We start from the raw sequence: 22,845 nt of genomic DNA, 5'->3' as shown, positions 1-22,845 counted from the left end.
TTAATTATCATTACCTGAGAAAAATTTAGTTTAATTCACCGTTTCTTCGTCGCTAACCTTTCTTTTATGCTTATTTTCCGGCGTCTTTCCCCCTTTCTCTGAATTGCCTGCGTCCTGGGGAGCGGTTAAGGTGTTTTACACATCATTAATCGTCATTCAGTGAGGCAAGCCATGGAGATGTTGTCTGGAGCCGAAATGGTCGTCCGATCGCTTATCGATCAGGGCGTTAAGCAGGTATTCGGTTATCCCGGGGGCGCCGTCCTCGATATTTATGATGCGTTGCATACGGTCGGTGGGATCGATCATGTGCTCGTCCGCCATGAACAGGCGGCCGTGCATATGGCCGATGGCCTGGCGCGGGCAACGGGGGAAGTGGGCGTGGTGCTGGTAACTTCCGGCCCAGGCGCCACCAATGCGATTACTGGAATCGCGACGGCGTATATGGATTCTATTCCGTTAGTGATTCTTTCCGGTCAGGTCGCGACCTCGTTGATTGGCTACGACGCCTTTCAGGAGTGCGACATGGTGGGGATCTCCCGCCCGGTCGTGAAACACAGTTTTCTGGTGAAGCAGACGGAAGATATTCCGCAGGTGCTGAAAAAAGCCTTCTGGCTGGCGGCGAGCGGTCGTCCGGGACCGGTGGTGGTGGATTTGCCGAAGGATATTCTTAATCCCGGCAAAAAACTGCCTTATTCCTGGCCAGAATCAGTTAGCATGCGGTCGTATAACCCGACCACGGCGGGCCATAAAGGGCAGATTAAGCGCGCTCTGCAAACGCTGGTTGCGGCAAAAAAACCGGTTGTCTATGTCGGCGGCGGGGCGGTGACGGCGGGGTGCCATGAGCAGCTGCGTCAGACCATCGAAATGCTTAACCTGCCGGTGGTCTCTTCGCTGATGGGGCTTGGGGCATTTCCCGCAACGCACCGTCAGTCGCTCGGGATGCTGGGCATGCATGGCACTTATGAAGCCAACATGACGATGCATAACGCCGATGTGATTTTTGCCGTTGGGGTACGTTTTGACGATCGCACAACGAATAATCTGGCCAAGTATTGCCCGAATGCAACGGTGCTGCATATTGATATCGACCCGACGTCAATTTCCAAAACGGTGACGGCGGATATCCCGATTGTCGGGGATGCGCGTCAGGTGCTGGAGCAGTTACTGGAATTATTGCCGCAGGAATCCGCTCAGCAGCCGCTGGATGATATTCGTGACTGGTGGCAACAGATTGAACGCTGGCGCGCGCGTCAGTGCCTGAAATATGACACGCACAGCGAAAGTATCAAACCGCAGGCGGTCATTGAGGCTATCTGGCGTCTGACCAATGGCGATGCGTATGTGACGTCGGATGTGGGTCAGCATCAGATGTTTGCCGCCCTTTATTACCCCTTCGATAAACCGCGCCGTTGGATCAACTCTGGTGGTCTCGGTACGATGGGTTTCGGCCTGCCTGCGGCACTGGGGGTAAAAATGGCGCTGCCGGAGGAAACGGTGGTCTGTGTGACCGGTGACGGCAGTATTCAGATGAACATTCAGGAGTTGTCGACCGCGCTGCAGTATAAACTGCCGGTTCTGGTGCTCAACCTGAACAACCGTTATCTGGGCATGGTGAAGCAGTGGCAGGACATGATCTACTCGGGTCGTCACTCTCAATCGTATATGCAGTCGCTGCCTGATTTTGTTCGCCTGGCGGAAGCCTACGGACATGTCGGCATTCAGATCTCTCGTCCTGATCAACTGGAAAGTCAATTGACTGAAGCGCTGGCGCAAGTGAAAAACGGTCGTCTGGTATTTGTTGATGTTACCGTCGATGGCAGCGAACACGTCTACCCGATGCAGATTCGCGGCGGCGGGATGGATGAAATGTGGTTAAGTAAAACGGAGAGGACCTGATTATGCGCCGGATATTATCAGTACTGCTGGAGAACGAATCCGGTGCGCTGTCGCGCGTGATCGGCCTTTTTGCTCAGCGAGGTTACAACATTGAGAGCCTGACCGTCGCGCCGACGGACGATCCGACGCTCTCTCGTATGACCATCCAGACGGTAGGCGACGAGAAAGTACTGGAGCAAATTGAAAAGCAACTGCACAAGCTGGTGGATGTGTTGCGGGTCAGCGAACTTGGGCACGGCGCGCACGTCGAGCGCGAAATCATGCTCGTGAAGATTCAGGCCAGCGGCTATGGTCGGGAAGAGGTGAAACGCAACACGGAGATTTTTCGTGGGCAGATTATTGATGTCACGCCAAACCTCTATACCGTTCAGCTGGCGGGGACCAGCGATAAGCTGGACGCTTTTCTGGCAACGCTGCGCGAAGTGGCGAAAATCGTTGAGGTTGCGCGTTCCGGTGTGGTGGGACTATCGCGCGGCGACAAAATAATGCGCTAATCATTCTCTTTTCGTTAATTCATATGCCCAACGTCCTCCGTTGGGCATTTTTTTGCGAAATCCGTGGTAACCCGGAATAAAAGCGGTTGCCGCAGTAACTATTCTGCGCTTAGATGTTACCGATTTTAACCCATGCCGTTACAATGGTTATGGTTTGTACATTTTACGCAAGGGGCAATTGTGAAACTGGATGAAATCGCTCGGCTGGCTGGTGTATCGCGAACGACTGCAAGCTACGTAATTAACGGAAAAGCAAAGCAATACCGCGTGAGCGACAAGACTGTCGAAAAAGTCATGGCGGTGGTGCGTGAGCATAATTACCACCCGAATGCTGTGGCTGCCGGGCTACGTGCTGGACGCACACGTTCTATCGGTCTGGTGATCCCGGATCTGGAGAACACGAGCTATACCCGTATTGCGAATTATCTTGAACGCCAGGCGCGCCAGCGTGGTTATCAACTGCTGATTGCCTGTTCGGAAGATCAGCCTGATAACGAAATGCGTTGCATTGAACATCTTTTACAGCGTCAGGTTGATGCGATCATTGTCTCCACATCGTTGCCGCCGGAACACCCGTTCTATCAACGCTGGGCCAATGATACCTTCCCAATTGTGGCGCTGGATCGTGCATTAGATCGTGAACATTTTACCAGTGTCGTGGGGGCCGATCAGGACGATGCCGAAATGCTGGCCGCAGAGTTGCGTAAGTTCCCGGCTGACACCGTGCTCTATCTGGGCGCGCTGCCGGAGTTGTCTGTCAGCTTCCTGCGCGAGCAGGGGTTCCGTGCGGCCTGGAAAGACGATCCGCGTGAAGTGAATTTTCTGTATGCCAACAGCTATGAGCGTGACGCGGCGGCACAGCTATTTGAAAAATGGCTGGAGACGCATCCGATGCCGCAGGCGCTGTTTACCACCTCATTTGCCCTGTTGCAGGGGGTGATGGATGTGACGTTGCGTCGTGATGGTAAGCTGCCTTCCGACCTGGCGATTGCGACCTTTGGCGACAACGAACTGCTGGATTTCTTGCAGTGCCCGGTTCTGGCCGTGGCGCAGCGCCATCGTGATGTTGCAGAGCGCGTGCTGGAAATTGTCCTGGCGAGTCTGGATGAGCCGCGTAAACCAAAACCAGGTCTAACGCGCATTAAACGTAATCTCTATCGTCGTGGCGTATTAAGCCGTAGCTAGTTAATTTCTGAATTCTGCGCCAGAAGACAATTTTTCTGGCGCAACGTAACGCTCCCCTCTCCACAATACCCTCACCATAATTAAGATTATTCCTTATAATTTTCTCAACTTTACCGAAATAATCCGTATTTAAACGAAACAGAGGCGGTTTCAGGTTATTGAGACGTAACGGCAGGTTAGATATGTATTATTTTGTTACATGCTTGTCGTGAATTGCCGAATTAACAAACACTTTTTGTCGCCGTAGCACGAATGTCTCGGCGGGCTTGTTGGTGCGCGGTGTTTGCAGCCATAAACAGGGACTGTATTCATGATGCAATATGTCCTAAAATGCCGCTCGCGTCGCAAACTGACACTTTATATTCCTTCCTGAGAATAATTGTTCGTTTTAAAGCGGTGATGAGTTTTGGGATTTTTTCTTACAAATATTCATGACGTTAATTTGCTTCGTTCGTTGGACAGAATTTAATCAACGCTGATATTAGCCGTAAACATTGGGTTTTTTACTCAGGTAAGCGTTGTGACTCGCTTGACAAGCTTTTCCTCCGCTCCGTAAACTCCTTTGAGTGGGAATTTGTGGGGCAAAGTGGTAATGAGGGGGGAGACTGGCATGTTCCGGGGAGCAACGTTAGTCAATCTCGACAGTAAAGGGCGCTTATCTGTGCCTACCCGTTACCGGGATCAACTGATCGAGAGTGCTACCGGTCAAATGGTTTGTACCATTGACATCCATCACCCGTGCCTGCTGCTTTACCCCCTGCCTGAATGGGAAATTATCGAGCAAAAATTATCGCGTCTGTCGAGCATGAACCCGGTAGAACGCCGTGTGCAGCGTTTACTGTTGGGGCATGCCAGTGAATGTCAGATGGACAGTGCCGGGCGATTGTTGGTGGCGCCTGTCCTGCGGCAACATGCCGGGCTGACAAAAGAAGTGATGCTGGTTGGACAGTTTAATAAGTTTGAACTGTGGGATGAAACGACCTGGTATCAACAGGTCAAGGAAGATATCGACGCTGAGCAGAGTGCGACCGGGACGTTGTCGGAGCGCCTGCAGGACTTGTCTCTATAAGATGATGGAAAATTTTAAACACACCACGGTGCTGCTGGACGAGGCCGTAAACGGTCTCAATATTCGTCCTGATGGCATCTACATTGATGGAACATTTGGTCGCGGTGGTCACTCGCGTCTCATTCTCTCGCAGCTTGGCGAAGAGGGACGTCTGCTGGCAATCGATCGCGATCCGCAGGCGATCGCCGTCGCCCAGACCATCAATGATCCTCGCTTCTCCATCATTCATGGACCTTTCTCCGCGCTGTCTGACTATGTTGGCGAGCGCGAACTGACCGGCAAGATCGACGGGATTCTTCTCGATCTTGGCGTCTCTTCACCGCAGCTTGACGACGCTGAGCGCGGTTTCTCTTTCATGCGTGACGGCCCGCTGGATATGCGCATGGATCCCACTCGCGGCCAGTCGGCTGCTGAATGGCTGCAAACCGCAGAAGAAGCCGATATCGCCTGGGTGCTGAAAACCTTTGGCGAAGAGCGTTTTGCCAAACGTATTGCCCGCGCCATCGTTGAGCGCAACCGCGAACAGCCCATGACCCGCACGAAAGAACTGGCGGAAGTGGTCTCGGCGGCAACGCCGGTGAAAGACAAATTCAAACATCCCGCGACCCGTACCTTCCAGGCGGTGCGCATCTGGGTGAATAGTGAACTGGAGGAGATAGAGCAGGCGCTAAAAAGCTCGCTCAGCGTGCTGGCCCCGGGGGGGCGGCTTTCTGTCATCAGTTTCCACTCGCTGGAAGACCGCATTGTGAAACGCTTTATGCGTGAGCAAAGCCGTGGTCCGCAGGTTCCGGCAGGATTACCGATGACGGAAGAGCAGCTCAAAAAACTGGGCGGTCGTGAGCTAAGAGCATTAGGCAAGTTGATGCCGGGTGAAGAAGAGGTTGCAGAGAATCCTCGTGCCCGTAGTTCAGTTCTGCGTATTGCAGAGAGGACGAACGCATGATCAGCAGAGTGACAGAGGCCCTCAGCAAAGTTAAGGGATCGATTGGAAGCAACGAGCGCCATGCTTTGCCTGGCGTGATCGGTGACGATCTTTTGCGATTTGGGAAGCTGCCACTCTGCCTGTTCATTTGCATCATTGTGACGGCGGTGACGGTGGTAACAACCGCGCACCACACACGATTACTGACTGCGCAACGCGAACAACTGGTTCTGGAGCGCGATGCGCTGGATATCGAGTGGCGCAACCTGATTCTTGAGGAGAATGCCCTCGGCGATCATAGCCGGGTTGAACGGATCGCAACGGAGAAGCTGCAAATGCAGCATGTTGATCCCTCACAAGAAAATATCGTAGTGCAAAAATAAGGAAAAACGCGACGCATGAAAGCAGCGGCAAAAACGCTAAAACCAAAACGTCAGGAAGAACAGGCCAACTTTATCAGTTGGCGTTTTGCGTTGCTGTGCGGCTGCATTTTACTGGCGCTGGGTTTCTTGCTGGGCCGCGTCGCCTGGCTGCAGATTATCGCGCCGGACATGCTGGTCCGTCAGGGCGACATGCGTTCGCTTCGCGTACAGGAAGTGGCAACGTCGCGCGGTATGATCACCGACCGTTCGGGCCGTCCGCTGGCCGTCAGCGTACCGGTGAAAGCTATCTGGGCCGATCCAAAAGAGGTGCATGAAGCCGGGGGCATTACCGTTGGCGACCGCTGGAGAGCGCTCTCCACCGCCCTGAATATTCCCCTCGACCAACTGTCTGCCCGGATCAACGCCAACCCAAAAGGGCGTTTTATCTATCTGGCGCGTCAGTTAAACCCGGATATGGCGGATTACATCAAAAAGCTAAAGCTGCCGGGTATTTATCTGCGCGAAGAGTCCCGTCGTTACTATCCTTCCGGCGAAGTGACCGCTCACCTCATTGGTTTTACCAACGTGGATAGCCAGGGGATTGAAGGCGTTGAGAAGAGTTTTGACAAATGGCTCACCGGTCAACCGGGCGAGCGTATTGTGCGTAAAGACCGCTACGGTCGCGTCATTGAAGATATCTCTTCTACCGACAGCCAGGCGGCGCATAACCTTGCGCTGAGCATTGATGAACGCCTACAGGCGCTGGTGTATCGCGAACTGAACAATGCGGTGGCGTTTAACAAGGCAGAATCCGGGAGCGCGGTGCTGGTTGATGTGAGTACCGGCGAAGTGCTGGCAATGGCGAACAGCCCGTCCTACAACCCGAACAACCTGAGCGGCACGCCAAAAGACGCGATGCGTAACCGTACCATTACCGACGTTTTCGAGCCGGGTTCTACCGTCAAACCGATGGTGGTGATGACCGCGCTCCAGCGTGGCGTGGTGCGGGAAAACAGCGTGCTCAATACCGTTCCCTACCGAATTAACGGCCACGAAATCAAAGACGTGGCGCGCTACAGCGAATTGACCCTGACTGGGGTTTTACAGAAGTCGAGTAACGTCGGTGTTTCTAAGCTGGCGTTAGCGATGCCGTCCTCAGCGTTAGTAGATACTTACTCACGTTTTGGGCTAGGAAAGGCGACCAATTTGGGGTTGGTCGGAGAACGCAGTGGCTTATATCCTCAAAAACAACGGTGGTCTGACATAGAGAGGGCCACCTTCTCTTTCGGCTACGGGCTAATGGTAACCCCGTTACAGTTAGCGCGAGTCTACGCAACGATTGGCAGCTATGGCGTTTATCGTCCGCTGTCGATTACCAAAGTTGATCCCCCGGTTCCCGGCGAGCGCATTTTCCCGGAATCGACTGTACGTACCGTTGTGCACATGATGGAAAGCGTGGCGTTGCCGGGCGGCGGTGGGGTGAAGGCGGCGATTAAAGGTTATCGCATCGCCATTAAAACCGGTACCGCGAAGAAAGTTGGTCCGGATGGTCGCTATATCAACAAATACATTGCTTATACCGCAGGCGTTGCGCCTGCGAGTCAGCCGCGCTTCGCGCTGGTTGTTGTTATCAACGATCCGCAGGCGGGTAAATACTACGGCGGCGCCGTTTCCGCGCCGGTATTCGGTGCCATCATGGGCGGCGTTCTGCGCACCATGAACATCGAACCGGATGCGCTGGCAACGGGCGAAAAAAGTGAATTCGTAATTAATCAAGGCGAGGGAACAGGTGGCAGATCGTAATTTGCGCGACCTTCTTGCTCCGTGGGTATCAGGTTTACCTGCGCGAGAACTGCGAGAGATGACACTCGACAGCCGTGTGGCTGCGGCGGGCGATCTCTTTGTGGCAGTGAAAGGTCATCAGGCGGACGGGCGTCGATATATCCCGCAGGCGATAGCGCAAGGTGTGGCTGCCATTATTGCAGAGGCAAAAGACGAGGCAACCGACGGTGAAGTGCGTGAAATGCACGGCGTACCGGTTGTCTATTTGAGCCAGCTTAACGAGCGTTTATCTGCGCTGGCGGGCCGCTTCTATCACGAGCCATCTGAAAACATGCGTCTGGTCGGCGTCACCGGCACGAACGGTAAAACCACCACGACCCAACTGCTGGCGCAGTGGAGCCAACTGCTCGGCGAAACCAGCGCGGTGATGGGCACGGTAGGCAACGGCCTGCTCGGTAAAGTGATCCCAACGGAAAATACCACCGGCTCGGCCGTAGACGTTCAGCAGGTGCTGTCGGGGCTGGTTGATCAGGGTGCGACTCTGTGCGCGATGGAAGTCTCTTCCCACGGTCTGGTGCAGCATCGCGTCGCGGCGCTGAAATTTGCCGCCTCGGTGTTTACCAATTTAAGCCGTGACCATCTGGATTATCATGGCGATATGGAGCATTACGAAGCGGCGAAATGGCTGCTTTTCTCCACGCACCGTTGTGGGCAGGCAATTATCAACGCGGATGATGAAGTCGGTCGCCGTTGGCTGGCGAAACTGCCGGATGCCGTGGCCGTCTCAATGGAAGATCATATTAACCCTAACTGTCATGGCCGGTGGCTGAAGGCCGTTGAGGTGAATTATCACGACAGCGGCGCGACCATCCGCTTCGCCTCAAGCTGGGGCGAGGGTGAAATTGAAAGCCGTCTGATGGGCGCGTTTAACGTCAGTAATCTGTTGCTGGCGCTGGCCACGCTGCTGGCGCTGGGCTATCCACTGGCTGACTTGCTGAAAACTGCTGCGCGTCTGCAACCCGTTTGCGGGCGTATGGAAGTCTTTAGCGCGCCGGGTAAAACCACCGTGGTTGTCGATTATGCCCATACCCCTGATGCGCTGGAAAAAGCGCTACAGGCGGCGCGTCTGCACTGCACCGGGCAACTCTGGTGCGTCTTTGGCTGCGGCGGCGATCGTGACAAAGGGAAGCGCCCACTGATGGGGGCGATTGCCGAAGAGTTCGCTGATGTTGTGGTCGTAACGGACGACAACCCGCGTACTGAAGAGCCGCGCGCCATTATCGACGACATTCTGGCAGGTATGCTGGATGCCGGTCGGGTAAAAGTGATGGAAGGCCGTGCCGAAGCGGTGACCAACGCCATTATGCAGGCGAAAGATAACGATGTAGTGCTGGTGGCAGGTAAAGGGCACGAGGATTACCAGATTGTCGGTACGCAGCGTCTCGACTATTCCGACCGCGTAACTGCGGCGCGCTTGTTGGGGGTGATCGCATGATTCGCGTAACGCTCAGCCAACTCGCCGGTATTCTCGGCGGCGAACTGAAAGGGGACGATCTGTCCCTCGATGCCGTCACCACCGATACGCGTAAGCTGACGCCGGGCTGCCTGTTTGTGGCGCTCAAAGGCGAACGTTTTGATGCTCACGATTTTGCCGAACAGGCAAAAGAGGGGGGGGCGGGCGCGCTCTTGGTTAGCCGTCCGCTGGCGGTTGATTTGCCACAGGTGATTGTGCAAGACACCCGTCTGGCCTTCGGCGAACTGGCTGCGTGGGTTCGCGCTCAGGTTCCGGCACGCGTGGTGGCGTTAACCGGCTCGTCCGGTAAAACCTCTGTGAAAGAGATGACGGCGGCGATTCTCAGCCAGTGTGGCAATACGCTCTATACCGCAGGCAACCTGAATAACGACATTGGGGTACCGATGACGCTGCTGCGCTTAACCCAGGAATATGACTATGCGGTCATTGAGTTAGGTGCCAACCACCAGGGCGAAATCGCCTGGACCGTCAGCCTGACGCGTCCGGAAGCGGCACTGGTCAACAACCTGGCGGCGGCGCATCTGGAAGGCTTCGGTTCGCTGGCGGGAGTGGCGAAGGCGAAGGGCGAAATTTTTACCGGTCTGCCTGAAAACGGCATTGCCATTATGAATGCCGATAACAATGACTGGTTGAACTGGCAGAACATTATCGGCGATCGAAAAGTCTGGCGTTTTTCACCGAATGCCACCAACAGCGATTTCACTGCCACCAATGTCCATGTGACGTCACATGGCACCGAATTTTTACTGCAAACGCCTGGCGGAAGCATTGATGTACTGCTGCCATTGCCCGGACGTCACAATATCGCCAATGCCCTGGCGGCGGCAGCGTTGTCGATGGCTGTTGGCGCGACGCTGGAGGCGATCAAAACCGGTCTGGCAAATTTAAAAGCGGTACCGGGCCGTCTGTTCCCTGTCCAGTTAGCGGAAAACCAACTGCTGCTTGATGATTCGTATAACGCCAATGTCGGGTCAATGACCGCCGCGGTACAGGTGCTGTCCGAAATGCCGGGTTACCGTGTGCTGGTTGTCGGCGATATGGCCGAACTGGGCGCAGAAAGCGAAGCCTGCCACGTGCAGGTCGGTGAGGCGGCGAAAGCGGCAGGCATCGACTGCGTATTGAGTTCAGGGAAACTGAGCAAGGCTATCAGCGATGCGAGTGGCATCGGCGAACATTTTGCGGATAAAGCCGCGCTGATCGCGCGTCTGCAGACGCTGATTGCAGAGCAACAGATAATTACCATTTTGGTGAAAGGTTCACGTAGTGCCGCCATGGAAGAGGTCGTACGCGCATTACAGGAGAAAGGATCATGCTAGTTTGGCTGGCCGAACATTTGGTCAAATATTATTCCGGCTTTAACGTCTTTTCCTATCTGACGTTTCGCGCCATTGTCAGCCTGCTGACCGCGCTGTTCATCTCATTGTGGATGGGCCCGCGCATGATCGCCCGTCTGCAAAAACTCTCCTTCGGTCAGGTTGTACGTAACGATGGTCCGGAGTCCCACTTCAGCAAGCGCGGCACGCCGACGATGGGTGGGATCATGATCCTGACGGCGATCGTTATTTCCGTTCTGCTGTGGGCCTATCCGTCAAACCCGTACGTCTGGTGCGTATTGGTGGTGTTGATTGGTTACGGCATTATCGGCTTCGTCGATGACTACCGCAAAGTGGTCCGCAAAGACACCAAAGGCCTGATTGCGCGCTGGAAATACTTCTGGATGTCGGTCATTGCGCTGGGTGTTGCTTTCGCACTGTACCTCGCCGGGAAAGACACGCCAGCGACAGAGCTGGTGGTGCCGTTCTTCAAAGACGTCATGCCGCAGTTGGGGCTGTTCTACGTTCTGCTGGCGTATTTCGTGATTGTCGGCACCGGCAATGCGGTGAACCTGACTGACGGTCTGGATGGTCTGGCGATTATGCCAACCGTCTTCGTCGCGGGGGGATTCGCGCTGGTGGCGTGGGCGACCGGTAACATGAATTTTGCTAACTATCTGCATATTCCGTACTTACGTCATGCCGGCGAACTGGTAATCGTCTGTACGGCGATTGTCGGCGCGGGCTTAGGCTTTCTGTGGTTTAACACCTATCCGGCGCAGGTCTTCATGGGCGACGTCGGATCGCTGGCGCTGGGCGGCGCGCTTGGCATTATCGCCGTGCTGCTGCGTCAGGAGTTCCTGCTGGTGATCATGGGTGGGGTATTTGTCGTGGAGACCTTGTCGGTGATATTGCAGGTCGGTTCCTTCAAGTTGCGCGGGCAGCGTATCTTCCGCATGGCGCCGATTCATCACCACTATGAACTGAAAGGCTGGCCGGAACCGCGCGTGATTGTGCGCTTCTGGATTATTTCGCTGATGCTGGTCCTGATTGGCCTGGCAACGCTGAAGGTACGTTAATCATGGCTGATTACCAGGGTAAAAACGTCGTCATTATCGGTCTGGGGTTAACCGGACTCTCTTGCGTGGACTTTTTCCTCGCTCGTGGCGTAACCCCTCGCGTGATGGATACCCGTGCGACACCGCCGGGACTGGATAAGTTACCGGAGGCGGTAGAGCGTCATGTCGGCAGTCTGAACGACGACTGGCTGCTGGCGGCGGATCTGGTTGTGGCAAGCCCTGGTATCGCCCTCGCGCATCCGTCACTGAGCGCAGCGGCTGATGCGGGCGTTGAGATTGTTGGCGATATCGAGTTGTTTTGCCGTGAAGCGCAGGCACCGATTGTGGCGATCACCGGTTCGAACGGGAAAAGCACCGTCACGACGCTGGTGGGTGAAATGGCGAAAGCGGCAGGTGTGAACGTCGGCGTTGGCGGCAACATTGGCCTGCCCGCCTTGATGCTGCTGGATGCAGAACGCGAACTGTATGTCCTTGAACTCTCCAGCTTCCAGCTGGAAACCACGTTCAGCCTGCAGGCGGCCGCGGCCACTATTCTGAACGTTACTGAAGATCACATGGACCGGTATCCGTTTGGTTTACAACAGTATCGCGCGGCAAAACTGCGCGTTTACGAGAATGCGAAAGTCTGTGTGGTCAATGCCGATGATGCGTTGACGATGCCGATTCGTGGAGCCGATGCGCGCTGTGTGAGCTTTGGCGTCAACATGGGCGATTATCACCTTAACCGTCAGCAGGGCGAGACCTGGCTGCGGGTGAAGGGTGAGAAAGTGCTGAACGTGAAAGAGATGAAGCTTTCCGGCCAGCATAACTACACCAACGCCCTGGCGGCGCTGGCGCTGGCGGATGCGGCAGGTTTACCGCGCGCCAGCAGCCTGAAAGCGCTGACGACGTTCACCGGTCTGGCGCATCGCTTCCAGTTAGCGCTGGATCATAACGGTGTGCGCTGGATTAACGACTCGAAAGCGACCAACGTCGGCAGCACCGAAGCGGCGCTGAACGGCCTGCATGTTGATGGCACGCTGCATCTGTTGCTGGGCGGCGATGGTAAATCGGCGGACTTCTCTTCGCTGAGTCGTTATCTGGAAGGCGATCGCGTGCGGTTGTACTGTTTTGGTCGCGATGGCGCGCAACTGGCGGCGCTGCGCCCGGAAATTGCGGAACAAACCGAGACGATGGAAGAGGCGATGCGCCTGCTGGCGCCGCGCGTGAAGTCAGGCGATATGGTGCTGTTGTCTCCGGCCTGCGCCAGCCTCGATCAGTTTAAGAATTTTGAGCAACGGGGTGATGTCTTTACCCGTCTGGCGAAGGAGCTGGGTTGATGCGTTTATCTCTCCCTCGCCTGAGACTGCCGCGCCTGCCGGGATTTGGCATCCTGGGATGGATCTTTGCGGCGCTTAAAGGCTGGGTGATGGCCTCACGGGACAAAGATTCTGACAGTCTGATCATGTACGATCGCGTGCTGCTATGGCTGACGTTAGGCCTTGCGGCGATCGGTTTCATCATGGTGACGTCGGCATCCATGCCCGTTGGGCAGCGTCTGGCGGGCGATCCGTTTCTGTTTGCCAAGCGTGATGCGCTCTATATTTTTCTGGCATTTTGTCTGGCGATGATCACGCTGCGTCTGCCGATGGAGTTCTGGCAGAAATACAGTACCACGATGCTGATCGCCTCGATCATTATGCTGTTGATCGTGCTGGTGGTGGGGAGTTCGGTGAACGGGGCATCGCGTTGGATTGCATTAGGTCCTCTGCGTATTCAGCCTGCGGAATTTACCAAGCTGTCGCTGTTCTGCTATCTGGCGAACTATCTGGTGCGCAAGGTTGACGAAGTTCGTAATAACCTGCGCGGCTTTTTAAAGCCGATGGGCGTGATTCTGGTACTGGCGATCCTGCTGCTGGCGCAACCTGACCTCGGTACGGTGGTCGTGCTGTTCGTGACCACGCTGGCGATGCTGTTTCTGGCTGGGGCAAAGTTGTGGCAGTTCATTGCCATTATCGGCATGGGGATTTCTGCGGTCGTACTGCTGATTCTCGCCGAACCGTATCGTATTCGCCGCGTAACCTCGTTCTGGAACCCGTGGGAAGATCCGTTTGGTAGCGGATATCAGCTTACCCAGTCACTGATGGCATTCGGTCGCGGTGAAATGTGGGGGCAGGGGCTGGGCAACTCGGTACAGAAACTGGAGTATCTGCCGGAAGCGCATACGGACTTTATCTTCGCCATCATTGGGGAAGAACTGGGTTATATCGGTGTGGTATTGGCGCTTTTAATGGTATTCTTCGTCGCTTTTCGCGCGATGTCGATTGGCCGCAAAGCGCTGGAGATCGACCACCGTTTTTCCGGATTTTTGGCCTGTTCCATCGGTATCTGGTTTAGTTTTCAGGCTCTGGTGAACGTCGGTGCGGCGGCAGGCATGCTGCCAACTAAAGGTCTGACGCTGCCGCTCATCAGTTATGGTGGCTCGAGTTTGCTGATTATGTCGACGGCCATCATGTTTTTGTTGCGAATTGATTATGAAACGCGCCTGGAAAAAGCACAGGCGTTTACACGAGGTTCACGATGAGTGGTCAAGCGAAGCGGTTAATGGTGATGGCGGGCGGTACCGGCGGACACGTGTTCCCGGGACTGGCGGTCGCGCACCATTTAATGTCCCAGGGCTGGGAAGTTCGCTGGCTGGGTACCGCAGACCGTATGGAAGCGGATTTAGTCCCTAAGCATGGCATCGATATTGACTTTATCCGTATCTCCGGATTGCGCGGAAAAGGCGTGAAAGCGCTGTTGGCCGCCCCTTTGCGTATTTTCAACGCATGGCGTCAGGCGCGCGCAATCATGAAAAGTTTTAACCCCGATGTGGTGCTGGGGATGGGCGGGTATGTTTCCGGTCCCGGCGGTCTGGCCGCGTGGTCACTGGGCATTCCAGTCGTGTTGCACGAGCAAAATGGTATCGCCGGGTTAACGAATAAATGGCTGGCGAGAATTGCTACCAAGGTCATGCAGGCGTTTCCTGGCGCGTTTCCGAATGCGGAAGTGGTTGGGAACCCGGTACGTACAGACGTACTGGCGCTGCCGTTGCCGCAGGATCGTCTTGCCGGACGCGAAGGTCCGATTCGTGTGCTGGTGGTCGGCGGATCGCAGGGCGCTCGCGTGCTGAACCAGACCCTGCCGCAGGTTGCCGCCAGACTGGGTGATGCGGTGACTATCTGGCATCAGAGCGGGAAAGGCGCGCAGCAGACCGTAGAACAGGCCTATGCCGACGTGGGGCAACCCCAGCATAAGGTAACGGAATTTATTGATGACATGGCGGCCGCCTACGCGTGGGCCGATGTGGTGGTCTGTCGTTCTGGCGCATTGACGGTAAGTGAGATTGCCGCCGCCGGTTTACCGGCGCTGTTTGTGCCGTTTCAACATAAAGACCGACAGCAGTACTGGAATGCGCTGCCGCTGGAAAAAGCGGGCGCAGCCAAAATTCTCGAGCAGCCGCAGTTTACTGTGGATGCCGTCGCCAGCACCCTGTCCGGGTGGTCGCGAGAAAGTTTGTTAACCATGGCAGAACGTGCCCGCGCTGCATCCATTCCGGATGCCACCGAGCGTGTCGCAAATGAAGTGATCCGGGCTGCCCGGGCGTAATTGTAGCGGTGCCTTTTGCATCGCCTGAATTGAGAAGTGAATGGCGTAAAGAATGAATACACAACAACTGGCAAAACTGCGTTCTATCGTGCCCGAAATGCGTCGCGTTCGGCACATCCACTTTGTCGGCATCGGTGGTGCCGGGATGGGCGGTATTGCCGAAGTTCTGGCCAATGAAGGGTATCAGATCAGTGGTTCAGATTTAGCGCCTAACCCGGTGACGCAGCAGTTGACGAACCTGGGAGCAACGATTTATTTCAACCATCGCCCGGAAAACGTGCGAGATGCGAGTGTGGTTGTGGTCTCCAGCGCCATCTCGGCTGATAACCCGGAGATTGTGGCGGCGCATGAAGCGCGCATCCCAGTGATCCGCCGCGCGGAGATGCTGGCGGAGCTGATGCGTTTTCGTCATGGCATCGCGATTGCCGGGACGCACGGTAAAACGACTACCACCGCGATGGTCTCCAGTATTTACGCGGAAGCGGGACTGGATCCCACTTTCGTTAACGGCGGTCTGGTGAAAGCGGCAGGCGTGCATGCGCGTCTGGGCCATAGCCGTTACTTAATTGCGGAAGCGGATGAGAGCGACGCGTCATTCCTTCATCTGCAGCCGATGGTGGCGATTGTCACCAACATCGAAGCCGACCACATGGATACCTACCATGGCGATTTCGAAAATTTAAAGCAGACGTTTATTAATTTCCTGCACAACCTGCCGTTTTATGGTCGTGCGGTGATGTGTGTTGACGATCCGGTGATCCGCGAGCTCTTGCCGCGCGTGGGCCGTCAGACCACTACTTATGGCTTTAGCGATGACGCAGACGTTCGCGTCGAAGATTATCAGCAGGTGGGCCCGCAAGGGCACTTCACTCTGCTGCGTCAGGGGATGCAAGACCTGCGCGTCACGTTGAATGCGCCAGGCCGCCATAACGCCCTGAACGCGGCGGCGGCCGTGGCGGTTGCGACGGAAGAAGGTATTGCAGACGATGCGATCCTGCGTGCGTTGGAAAGCTTCCAGGGGACTGGGCGGCGCTTCGACTTCCTCGGTGAGTACCCGCTCGAGCCGGTGAACGGTAAAGCCGGTACGGCAATGCTGGTGGATGATTACGGGCATCACCCGACGGAAGTGGATGCGACCATTAAAGCGGCGCGGGCGGGATGGCCGGACAAAAATCTGGTGATGCTGTTTCAGCCACACCGTTTCACGCGTACGCGTGATCTGTATGACGACTTTGCCAACGTGCTGACCCAGGTTGATGCGTTGCTGATGCTGGATGTCTATGCAGCGGGTGAAGCGCCGATTCCAGGAGCGGACAGCCGTTCGCTGTGCCGCACTATTCGTGGTCGCGGTAAAATCGACCCGATTCTGGTTTCCGATCCGGCGCAGGTCGCAGAAATGCTGGCACCGGTATTAACCGGCAACGATTTGATTCTGGTACAGGGCGCGGGAAATATCGGCAAAATCGCGCGTTCCTTAGCCGAAATCAAACTGAAGCCGCAAATTCAGGAGGACGAACAACATGGCTGATAAAATCGCGGTCCTGCTGGGCGGTACCTCTGCTGAACGTGATGTGTCGCTGAATTCCGGCGCGGCAGTGTTGGCCGGATTACGGGAAGGCGGCGTGGATGCACATCCGGTCGACCCGAAAGAGGTCGACGTGACGCTGCTGAAATCAATGGGCTTTCAGAAAGTCTTTATCGCCCTGCATGGCCGTGGTGGGGAAGACGGAACCTTACAGGGACTGCTGGAGCTGGTTGGTTTGCCTTATACCGGCAGCGGCGTGATGGCATCGGCGATCTCCATGGATAAACTGCGCAGCAAGCTGCTGTGGCAGGGGGCAGGATTACCTGTCGCGCCATGGGTCGCGCTGACGCGATCTCAGTTTGAAAAAGGTCTTGACGAAGAACTGGTTAAGCAAATTTCTGCGCTGGGTTTACCGCTGATTGTGAAGCCCAGTCGTGAAGGCTCCAGCGTGGGAATGTCGAAAGTGTCAGAATATGACGCTTTACAGGATGCATTAACACTGGCATTTCAGCATGATGAAGACGTTCTGATCGAGAAATGGCTCAGCGGTCCGGAATTTACGGTCGCGATACTGGGTGAAGAAATTTTACCCGCAATTCGTATCCAACCTGCCGGAACCTTCTATGATTATGAGGCGAAGTATCTGTCTGATGAGACACAGTATTTCTGCCCTGCAGGTCTGGAAAGCGAGCAAGAAGATATTTTACAGGCAGTCGTGCTGAAAGCATGGACAACTCTGGGCTGTAAAGGCTGGGGTCGCATTGACGTCATGCTGGATAACGATGGCCAGTTTTATCTGCTGGAAGCGAATACCTCTCCGGGTATGACCAGCCACAGCCTGGTGCCGATGGCGGCGCGTCAGGCGGGGATGAGTTTCTCGCAGTTGGTAGTACGAATTCTGGAGTTGGCGGACTGATATGTCGCAGGCTGCGCTGAACACGCGAAACAGTGATGAAGAGGTTTCTTCCTCACGTCGCAATAATGGAACGCGTCTTGCAGGTATTTTCTTCCTGCTGACGGTGCTGTGTACCGTGCTGGTCAGCGGCTGGGTGGTGTTGGGGTGGATGGAAGATGCGCAGCGTTTGCCGCTGTCAAAGCTGGTGTTAACCGGTGAGCGCCATTACACGAAGAATGATGATATTCGCCAGTCGATTCTGGCGCTGGGTGCGCCCGGCACCTTTATGACCCAGGACGTGAATATCATCCAGAGTCAGATCGAACGCTTGCCGTGGATCAAGCAGGCCAGCGTCAGAAAGCAATGGCCCGATGAATTGAAGATTCATCTGGTTGAATATGTGCCGATTGCGCGTTGGAATGATCAGCATATGGTGGACGCCGAAGGAAATGCCTTCAGCGTGCCGGCCGATCGCACCAGCAAGCAGGTTTTACCCATGTTATCTGGCCCGGAAGGCAGTGCGAGTGAAGTGTTGCAAGGGTATCGTGACATGTCGCAGGTGTTGGCGAAGGACCGGTTTACCCTGAAGGAGGCGGCAATGACCGCTCGTCGTTCCTGGCAGTTGACGCTTAATAACGATATTAAGCTCAATCTTGGCAGGGGCGACACGATGAAACGTTTGGCTCGCTTTGTAGAACTGTATCCGGTTTTACAGCAGCAGGCGCAAACCGATGGCAAACGGATTAGCTACGTTGATTTGCGTTATGACTCAGGAGCGGCAGTAGGGTGGGTTCCCTTGCCTCCTGAGGAATCTAATCAGCAACAGAATCAGGTACAGGCAGAACAACAATGATCAAGGCGACGGACAGAAAACTGGTAGTTGGACTGGAGATTGGCACCGCGAAGGTCGCCGCTTTAGTAGGGGAAGTTCTGCCCGACGGTATGGTCAATATCATTGGCGTGGGCAGTTGCCCATCACGGGGGATGGATAAAGGCGGGGTGAACGACCTCGAATCCGTGGTGAAATGCGTACAGCGCGCCATTGACCAGGCAGAACTGATGGCAGATTGCCAAATCTCCTCGGTCTATCTGGCGCTTTCGGGCAAACACATTAGCTGTCAGAATGAAATCGGCATGGTGCCAATTTCGGAAGAAGAAGTGACGCAGGAAGACGTGGAAAACGTCGTGCATACCGCGAAATCAGTGCGTGTTCGCGATGAGCACCGTGTGTTGCACGTCATCCCGCAGGAATATGCGATTGACTATCAGGAAGGGATTAAAAATCCGGTCGGTCTTTCCGGTGTTCGTATGCAGGCAAAAGTGCATTTGATCACCTGCCACAACGATATGGCGAAGAACATTGTTAAAGCTGTGGAACGTTGTGGCCTGAAAGTTGACCAACTGATATTCGCCGGACTGGCGGCCAGTTATTCCGTCTTGACGGAAGATGAACGCGAACTGGGCGTCTGCGTCGTCGATATTGGTGGTGGTACAATGGACATCGCCGTTTATACTGGCGGGGCGTTGCGCCACACCAAAGTGATCCCTTATGCAGGGAATGTGGTCACCAGCGACATCGCGTATGCCTTCGGTACGCCGCCGAGCGACGCCGAAGCGATCAAAGTTCGCCACGGCTGCGCGCTGGGATCCATCGTGGGGAAAGACGAAAGCGTTGAAGTGCCAAGCGTGGGCGGGCGTCCGCCGCGCAGTCTGCAACGACAGACGCTGGCAGAGGTGATTGAGCCGCGTTATACCGAACTGCTCAACCTGGTCAACGAAGAAATATTGCAATTACAGGAACAGCTTCGCCAGCAGGGTGTGAAACATCATCTGGCGGCGGGGATTGTACTGACCGGTGGCGCGGCGCAAATTGAAGGTCTTGCCGCCTGTGCCCAACGCGTGTTCCATACGCAAGTGCGTATCGGCGCACCGCTGAATATTACCGGTCTGACGGATTACGCTCAGGAGCCGTATTACTCAACGGCGGTGGGGCTGCTTCACTACGGGAAAGAGTCCCACTTAAGTGGTGAAGCTGAAGTAGAAAAGCGTGTTACGGCTTCAGTTGGCTCTTGGATTAAACGTCTTAATAGCTGGCTGCGAAAAGAGTTTTAATTTTTTATGAGGCCGGCGAAAATTACGGCCTCAGGCGACAGGCACAACGGAGAGAGAAACTATGTTTGAACCTATGGAACTGACCAACGACGCGGTGATTAAAGTCATCGGCGTCGGTGGCGGCGGCGGTAACGCCGTTGAACACATGGTGCGCGAGCGCATTGAGGGTGTTGAATTCTTCGCGGTAAATACCGACGCTCAGGCGTTGCGCAAGACGGCGGTTGGCCAGACTATTCAGATCGGTAGCGGTATTACCAAAGGTCTGGGTGCGGGTGCGAACCCGGAAGTCGGTCGCAATGCAGCAGATGAAGATCGTGAAGCTCTGCGTGCAGCGCTTGACGGTGCAGACATGGTGTTTATCGCAGCAGGCATGGGCGGCGGTACCGGTACCGGTGCAGCGCCAGTGGTTGCTGAAGTAGCTAAAGATTTAGGGATCCTGACCGTTGCGGTCGTGACCAAGCCTTTCAATTTTGAAGGCAAAAAGCGTATGGCTTTCGCGGAGCAGGGGATCACTGAGCTGTCCAAGCATGTGGACTCGCTGATCACCATCCCGAACGACAAACTGCTGAAAGTGCTGGGTCGTGGTATCTCCCTGCTCGACGCGTTTGGCGCGGCGAACGACGTGCTGAAAGGCGCTGTTCAGGGCATCGCGGAACTGATTACCCGTCCGGGCCTGATGAACGTCGACTTTGCTGACGTGCGCACCGTGATGTCCGAAATGGGCTACGCGATGATGGGCTCTGGTGTGGCGAGCGGTGAAGACCGTGCAGAAGAAGCTGCTGAAATGGCGATCTCTTCTCCGCTGCTGGAAGATATCGATCTGTCTGGCGCGCGTGGCGTACTGGTCAACATCACGGCGGGCTTCGACCTGCGTCTGGATGAGTTCGAAACCGTGGGTAACACCATCCGTGCCTTTGCATCGGATAACGCGACCGTGGTGATCGGTACCTCTCTGGACCCGGATATGAACGACGAGCTGCGCGTGACCGTTGTTGCTACCGGTATCGGTATGGACAAGCGTCCTGAAATCACCCTGGTCACCAATAAACAGGTGCAGCAGCCGGTGATGGATCGTTACCAGCAGCATGGCATGGCGCCGTTGACGCAAGAGCAGAAACCGGTCGCGAAAGTGGTGAACGATAATACGCCGCAAACCGCGAAAGAACCGGATTATCTGGATATCCCTGCGTTCCTGCGCAAGCAAGCCGATTAAGAATTGGCTGGAATTTGGGATTCGAGGCTCTTTGTGCTAAACTGGCCCACCGAATGTATAGTACACTTCGGTTGGATAGGTAATTTGGCGAGATTATACGATGATCAAACAAAGGACACTTAAACGTATCGTTCAGGCGACTGGTGTCGGTTTACATACCGGCAAGAAAGTCACCCTGACATTACGCCCTGCGCCGGCCAACACCGGGGTCATCTATCGTCGCACCGACTTGAATCCACCGGTAGATTTCCCGGCCGATGCCAAATCTGTGCGTGATACCATGCTCTGTACATGTCTGGTTAATGAGCATGATGTACGGATTTCAACCGTTGAGCACCTTAACGCTGCTCTGGCGGGTTTGGGTATCGATAACATTGTTATCGAAGTCGATGCTCCGGAAATCCCGATCATGGATGGCAGTGCTGCTCCGTTCGTCTACCTGCTGCTTGATGCCGGTATTGAAGAACTGAACAGTGCCAAGAAATTTGTTCGCATCAAAGAGACCGTTCGGGTCGAAGATGGCGACAAGTGGGCTGAGTTCAGACCGTACAATGGTTTTACGTTGGATTTCACCATCGACTTTAACCATCCGGCGATCGACTCCAGCACTCAGCGCTATGCGATGAATTTCTCTGCTGATGCGTTCATGCGCCAGATCAGCCGCGCGCGTACTTTCGGTTTCATGCGTGATATCGAATATCTGCAGTCCCGTGGCTTATGCCTGGGCGGCAGCTTCGATTGTGCCATCGTTGTTGACGATTATCGCGTACTGAACGAAGACGGCCTGCGTTTTGAAGATGAATTCGTTCGTCACAAAATGCTCGACGCCATTGGCGACCTGTTCATGTGTGGTCACAACATTATTGGTGCATTTACCGCGTACAAATCCGGTCATGCGCTGAATAACAAACTGCTGCAGGCTGTCCTGGCAAAACAGGAAGCCTGGGAATATGTGACCTTCCAGGACGACGCAGAACTGCCGCTGGCTTTCAAAGCGCCTTCGACCGTACTGGCATAACGACACAGGTTGTCGCATAAATTCGACTGGTTAATCTGGCACTCTCTCCGGCCAGGTAAGCCAGTCGTTTTTTTTGGCATTTTTTTCCCTGCCTGTTGGCAAAAGCGCCTTTCGGTTGTGTTCTTTCGCGTACTGAATCGCGGTGCCGTGCGAACGCTGCTTTCTTAAGCACTTTTACCTGTAACTTCTCATCAATACTGCTGTAGTGCCTGCGCATTAATGATAAGATTTGTGCGCAAAAAACGTTTTGAATAATACGATTGGGATGGTAATAACGTGAGTGGAATACTGACGCGCTGGCGACAGTTAGGTAGACGCTACTTCTGGCCGCATCTCTTATTTGGGATGGTCGCGGCGAGTTTTGGCTTGCCCGCGCTCGGAAATGCCGTTGAGCCAACAACGCCGGCAAAGGCGACAGCCAGTAGCCATGAACAGCGCGTTAGAGTTAATTTCAGCCAACTGGCGCTGCTGGAAGCGAGCAATCGTCGCCCCAATTTCACCGTCGATTACTGGCATCAGCATGCTATTCGTACGGTCATCCGTCATCTTTCCTTCGCAATGGCACCGCAGGTGCTGCCCGTTGCTGAAGAACCGTTACCGCTTCAGGCACACCATTTAGCCTTACTGAACACGCTCAGCGCGATGCTGACGCAGGAAGGTACGCCTCCGGCAAGTGTGTCGCGCGTAACGTATGCCCATTTTACGACTCAGGCCGTATTCACCGTTCCCGCCTGGATCAGCCAGGCGCAGGGGATCCGTGCCGGCCCTCAACGCCTCAGCTAAAAAAACCAATAAACTTCAATACATTATTATGACCCC

The 22,845-nt window shown here is 55.0% G+C and carries 20 protein-coding genes; all 20 read left to right on the top strand.

What is annotated here, in order from left to right; translation table 11 throughout:
* The first annotated feature begins 171 nt into the window (after window positions 1-171).
* Entirely contained in the window at window positions 172-1,896 is a 1,725-nt protein-coding gene (gene ilvI, locus JTI98_RS00760) for an acetolactate synthase 3 large subunit (protein ID WP_216081809.1), read from the top strand.
* Between the two features lie 2 nt (window positions 1,897-1,898).
* The gene (gene ilvN, locus JTI98_RS00755) at window positions 1,899-2,390 is read left to right on the top strand and encodes an acetolactate synthase small subunit (RefSeq protein ID WP_042997945.1); all 492 of its coding nucleotides are present in this window, start codon (window positions 1,899-1,901) and stop codon (window positions 2,388-2,390) included.
* Between the two features lie 180 nt (window positions 2,391-2,570).
* Window positions 2,571-3,575 (top strand): catabolite repressor/activator, encoded by a 1,005-nt coding sequence (gene cra / locus JTI98_RS00750; protein WP_042997944.1) that lies wholly within the window; start codon window positions 2,571-2,573, stop codon window positions 3,573-3,575.
* Window positions 3,576-4,185: 610 nt separating this feature from the next.
* Window positions 4,186-4,644 carry a division/cell wall cluster transcriptional repressor MraZ gene (mraZ, locus tag JTI98_RS00745; protein ID WP_044255498.1) on the top strand — a complete coding sequence of 153 codons (459 nt, stop codon included), beginning with the start codon at window positions 4,186-4,188 and terminating at the stop codon, window positions 4,642-4,644.
* 1 nt (window position 4,645) lies between these two features.
* Window positions 4,646-5,587 (top strand): 16S rRNA (cytosine(1402)-N(4))-methyltransferase RsmH, encoded by a 942-nt coding sequence (rsmH, locus tag JTI98_RS00740; protein ID WP_216081808.1) that lies wholly within the window; start codon window positions 4,646-4,648, stop codon window positions 5,585-5,587.
* Window positions 5,584-5,949 carry a cell division protein FtsL gene (gene ftsL / locus JTI98_RS00735; RefSeq protein ID WP_012904474.1) on the top strand — a complete coding sequence of 122 codons (366 nt, stop codon included), beginning with the start codon at window positions 5,584-5,586 and terminating at the stop codon, window positions 5,947-5,949. Before rsmH ends, ftsL begins: the two co-directional genes overlap by 4 nt.
* A 15-nt stretch (window positions 5,950-5,964) precedes the next feature.
* Complete coding sequence (ftsI, locus tag JTI98_RS00730; protein ID WP_042997941.1) at window positions 5,965-7,731, top strand: peptidoglycan glycosyltransferase FtsI; 1,767 nt, start codon at window positions 5,965-5,967, stop codon at window positions 7,729-7,731.
* Entirely contained in the window at window positions 7,718-9,205 is a 1,488-nt protein-coding gene (murE, locus tag JTI98_RS00725) for a UDP-N-acetylmuramoyl-L-alanyl-D-glutamate--2,6-diaminopimelate ligase (protein WP_044327649.1), read from the top strand. The genes ftsI and murE overlap by 14 nt, the downstream gene beginning before the upstream one ends.
* The gene (gene murF / locus JTI98_RS00720; RefSeq protein ID WP_044327648.1) at window positions 9,202-10,560 is read left to right on the top strand and encodes a UDP-N-acetylmuramoyl-tripeptide--D-alanyl-D-alanine ligase; all 1,359 of its coding nucleotides are present in this window, start codon (window positions 9,202-9,204) and stop codon (window positions 10,558-10,560) included. Before murE ends, murF begins: the two co-directional genes overlap by 4 nt.
* Window positions 10,554-11,636: a phospho-N-acetylmuramoyl-pentapeptide-transferase gene (mraY, locus tag JTI98_RS00715; protein WP_042997938.1), complete on the top strand. Its 1,083-nt coding sequence runs from the start codon at window positions 10,554-10,556 to the stop codon at window positions 11,634-11,636. The genes murF and mraY overlap by 7 nt, the downstream gene beginning before the upstream one ends.
* Window positions 11,637-11,638: 2 nt before the next feature.
* On the top strand, window positions 11,639-12,955 hold the full coding sequence (murD, locus tag JTI98_RS00710; protein ID WP_216081807.1) for a UDP-N-acetylmuramoyl-L-alanine--D-glutamate ligase: 1,317 nt from the start codon (window positions 11,639-11,641) through the stop codon (window positions 12,953-12,955).
* Window positions 12,955-14,199, top strand: coding sequence for a cell division protein FtsW (ftsW, locus tag JTI98_RS00705; RefSeq protein WP_042997936.1), 1,245 nt, complete (start codon window positions 12,955-12,957; stop codon window positions 14,197-14,199). Before murD ends, ftsW begins: the two co-directional genes overlap by 1 nt.
* A complete protein-coding gene (gene murG, locus JTI98_RS00700) occupies window positions 14,196-15,263 on the top strand; it encodes an undecaprenyldiphospho-muramoylpentapeptide beta-N-acetylglucosaminyltransferase (RefSeq protein WP_042997935.1) in 1,068 nt (355 codons plus the stop codon). The genes ftsW and murG overlap by 4 nt, the downstream gene beginning before the upstream one ends.
* Before the next feature lie 52 nt (window positions 15,264-15,315).
* Window positions 15,316-16,791, top strand: coding sequence for a UDP-N-acetylmuramate--L-alanine ligase (gene murC, locus JTI98_RS00695; protein ID WP_042997934.1), 1,476 nt, complete (start codon window positions 15,316-15,318; stop codon window positions 16,789-16,791).
* Entirely contained in the window at window positions 16,784-17,704 is a 921-nt protein-coding gene (locus tag JTI98_RS00690; RefSeq protein ID WP_192502905.1) for a D-alanine--D-alanine ligase, read from the top strand. Before murC ends, JTI98_RS00690 begins: the two co-directional genes overlap by 8 nt.
* Before the next feature lies 1 nt (window position 17,705).
* Window positions 17,706-18,536 (top strand): cell division protein FtsQ, encoded by an 831-nt coding sequence (gene ftsQ / locus JTI98_RS00685; protein WP_042997932.1) that lies wholly within the window; start codon window positions 17,706-17,708, stop codon window positions 18,534-18,536.
* Window positions 18,533-19,795 (top strand): cell division protein FtsA, encoded by a 1,263-nt coding sequence (gene ftsA / locus JTI98_RS00680; RefSeq protein WP_003018755.1) that lies wholly within the window; start codon window positions 18,533-18,535, stop codon window positions 19,793-19,795. Before ftsQ ends, ftsA begins: the two co-directional genes overlap by 4 nt.
* A 61-nt stretch (window positions 19,796-19,856) precedes the next feature.
* Window positions 19,857-21,008, top strand: a complete 1,152-nt coding sequence (ftsZ, locus tag JTI98_RS00675; RefSeq protein ID WP_004857884.1) for a cell division protein FtsZ — start codon at window positions 19,857-19,859, stop codon at window positions 21,006-21,008.
* Between the two features lie 100 nt (window positions 21,009-21,108).
* Window positions 21,109-22,026 (top strand): UDP-3-O-acyl-N-acetylglucosamine deacetylase, encoded by a 918-nt coding sequence (gene lpxC, locus JTI98_RS00670; RefSeq protein WP_000595473.1) that lies wholly within the window; start codon window positions 21,109-21,111, stop codon window positions 22,024-22,026.
* Between the two features lie 276 nt (window positions 22,027-22,302).
* On the top strand, window positions 22,303-22,809 hold the full coding sequence (secM, locus tag JTI98_RS00665) for a secA translation cis-regulator SecM (protein ID WP_216081806.1): 507 nt from the start codon (window positions 22,303-22,305) through the stop codon (window positions 22,807-22,809).
* The last annotated feature ends 36 nt before the right edge of the window (window positions 22,810-22,845 follow it).

Origin of the sequence: Citrobacter sp. MGH 55 (assembly GCF_016906145.1) — a bacterium.
Classification (GTDB): domain Bacteria; phylum Pseudomonadota; class Gammaproteobacteria; order Enterobacterales; family Enterobacteriaceae; genus Citrobacter_A; species Citrobacter_A amalonaticus.
This window is presented reverse-complemented; position numbering and strand designations above follow the sequence as displayed.

What these genes read in the sequence shown, in the direction of transcription:
- ftsA (WP_003018755.1), top strand. Translation starts at nt 18,533, where the DNA reads ATGATCAAGGCGACGGACAGAAAACTGGTAGTTGGACTGGAGATTGGC.
- JTI98_RS00690 (WP_192502905.1), top strand. Translation starts at nt 16,784, where the DNA reads ATGGCTGATAAAATCGCGGTCCTGCTGGGCGGTACCTCTGCTGAACGT.
- ftsW (WP_042997936.1), top strand. Translation starts at nt 12,955, where the DNA reads ATGCGTTTATCTCTCCCTCGCCTGAGACTGCCGCGCCTGCCGGGATTT.
- ftsZ (WP_004857884.1), top strand. Translation starts at nt 19,857, where the DNA reads ATGTTTGAACCTATGGAACTGACCAACGACGCGGTGATTAAAGTCATC.
- ftsL (WP_012904474.1), top strand. Translation starts at nt 5,584, where the DNA reads ATGATCAGCAGAGTGACAGAGGCCCTCAGCAAAGTTAAGGGATCGATT.
- murD (WP_216081807.1), top strand. Translation starts at nt 11,639, where the DNA reads ATGGCTGATTACCAGGGTAAAAACGTCGTCATTATCGGTCTGGGGTTA.
- ilvI (WP_216081809.1), top strand. Translation starts at nt 172, where the DNA reads ATGGAGATGTTGTCTGGAGCCGAAATGGTCGTCCGATCGCTTATCGAT.
- murG (WP_042997935.1), top strand. Translation starts at nt 14,196, where the DNA reads ATGAGTGGTCAAGCGAAGCGGTTAATGGTGATGGCGGGCGGTACCGGC.
- mraZ (WP_044255498.1), top strand. Translation starts at nt 4,186, where the DNA reads ATGTTCCGGGGAGCAACGTTAGTCAATCTCGACAGTAAAGGGCGCTTA.
- ftsI (WP_042997941.1), top strand. Translation starts at nt 5,965, where the DNA reads ATGAAAGCAGCGGCAAAAACGCTAAAACCAAAACGTCAGGAAGAACAG.
- rsmH (WP_216081808.1), top strand. Translation starts at nt 4,646, where the DNA reads ATGATGGAAAATTTTAAACACACCACGGTGCTGCTGGACGAGGCCGTA.
- lpxC (WP_000595473.1), top strand. Translation starts at nt 21,109, where the DNA reads ATGATCAAACAAAGGACACTTAAACGTATCGTTCAGGCGACTGGTGTC.
- murC (WP_042997934.1), top strand. Translation starts at nt 15,316, where the DNA reads ATGAATACACAACAACTGGCAAAACTGCGTTCTATCGTGCCCGAAATG.
- ftsQ (WP_042997932.1), top strand. Translation starts at nt 17,706, where the DNA reads ATGTCGCAGGCTGCGCTGAACACGCGAAACAGTGATGAAGAGGTTTCT.
- murF (WP_044327648.1), top strand. Translation starts at nt 9,202, where the DNA reads ATGATTCGCGTAACGCTCAGCCAACTCGCCGGTATTCTCGGCGGCGAA.
- mraY (WP_042997938.1), top strand. Translation starts at nt 10,554, where the DNA reads ATGCTAGTTTGGCTGGCCGAACATTTGGTCAAATATTATTCCGGCTTT.
- ilvN (WP_042997945.1), top strand. Translation starts at nt 1,899, where the DNA reads ATGCGCCGGATATTATCAGTACTGCTGGAGAACGAATCCGGTGCGCTG.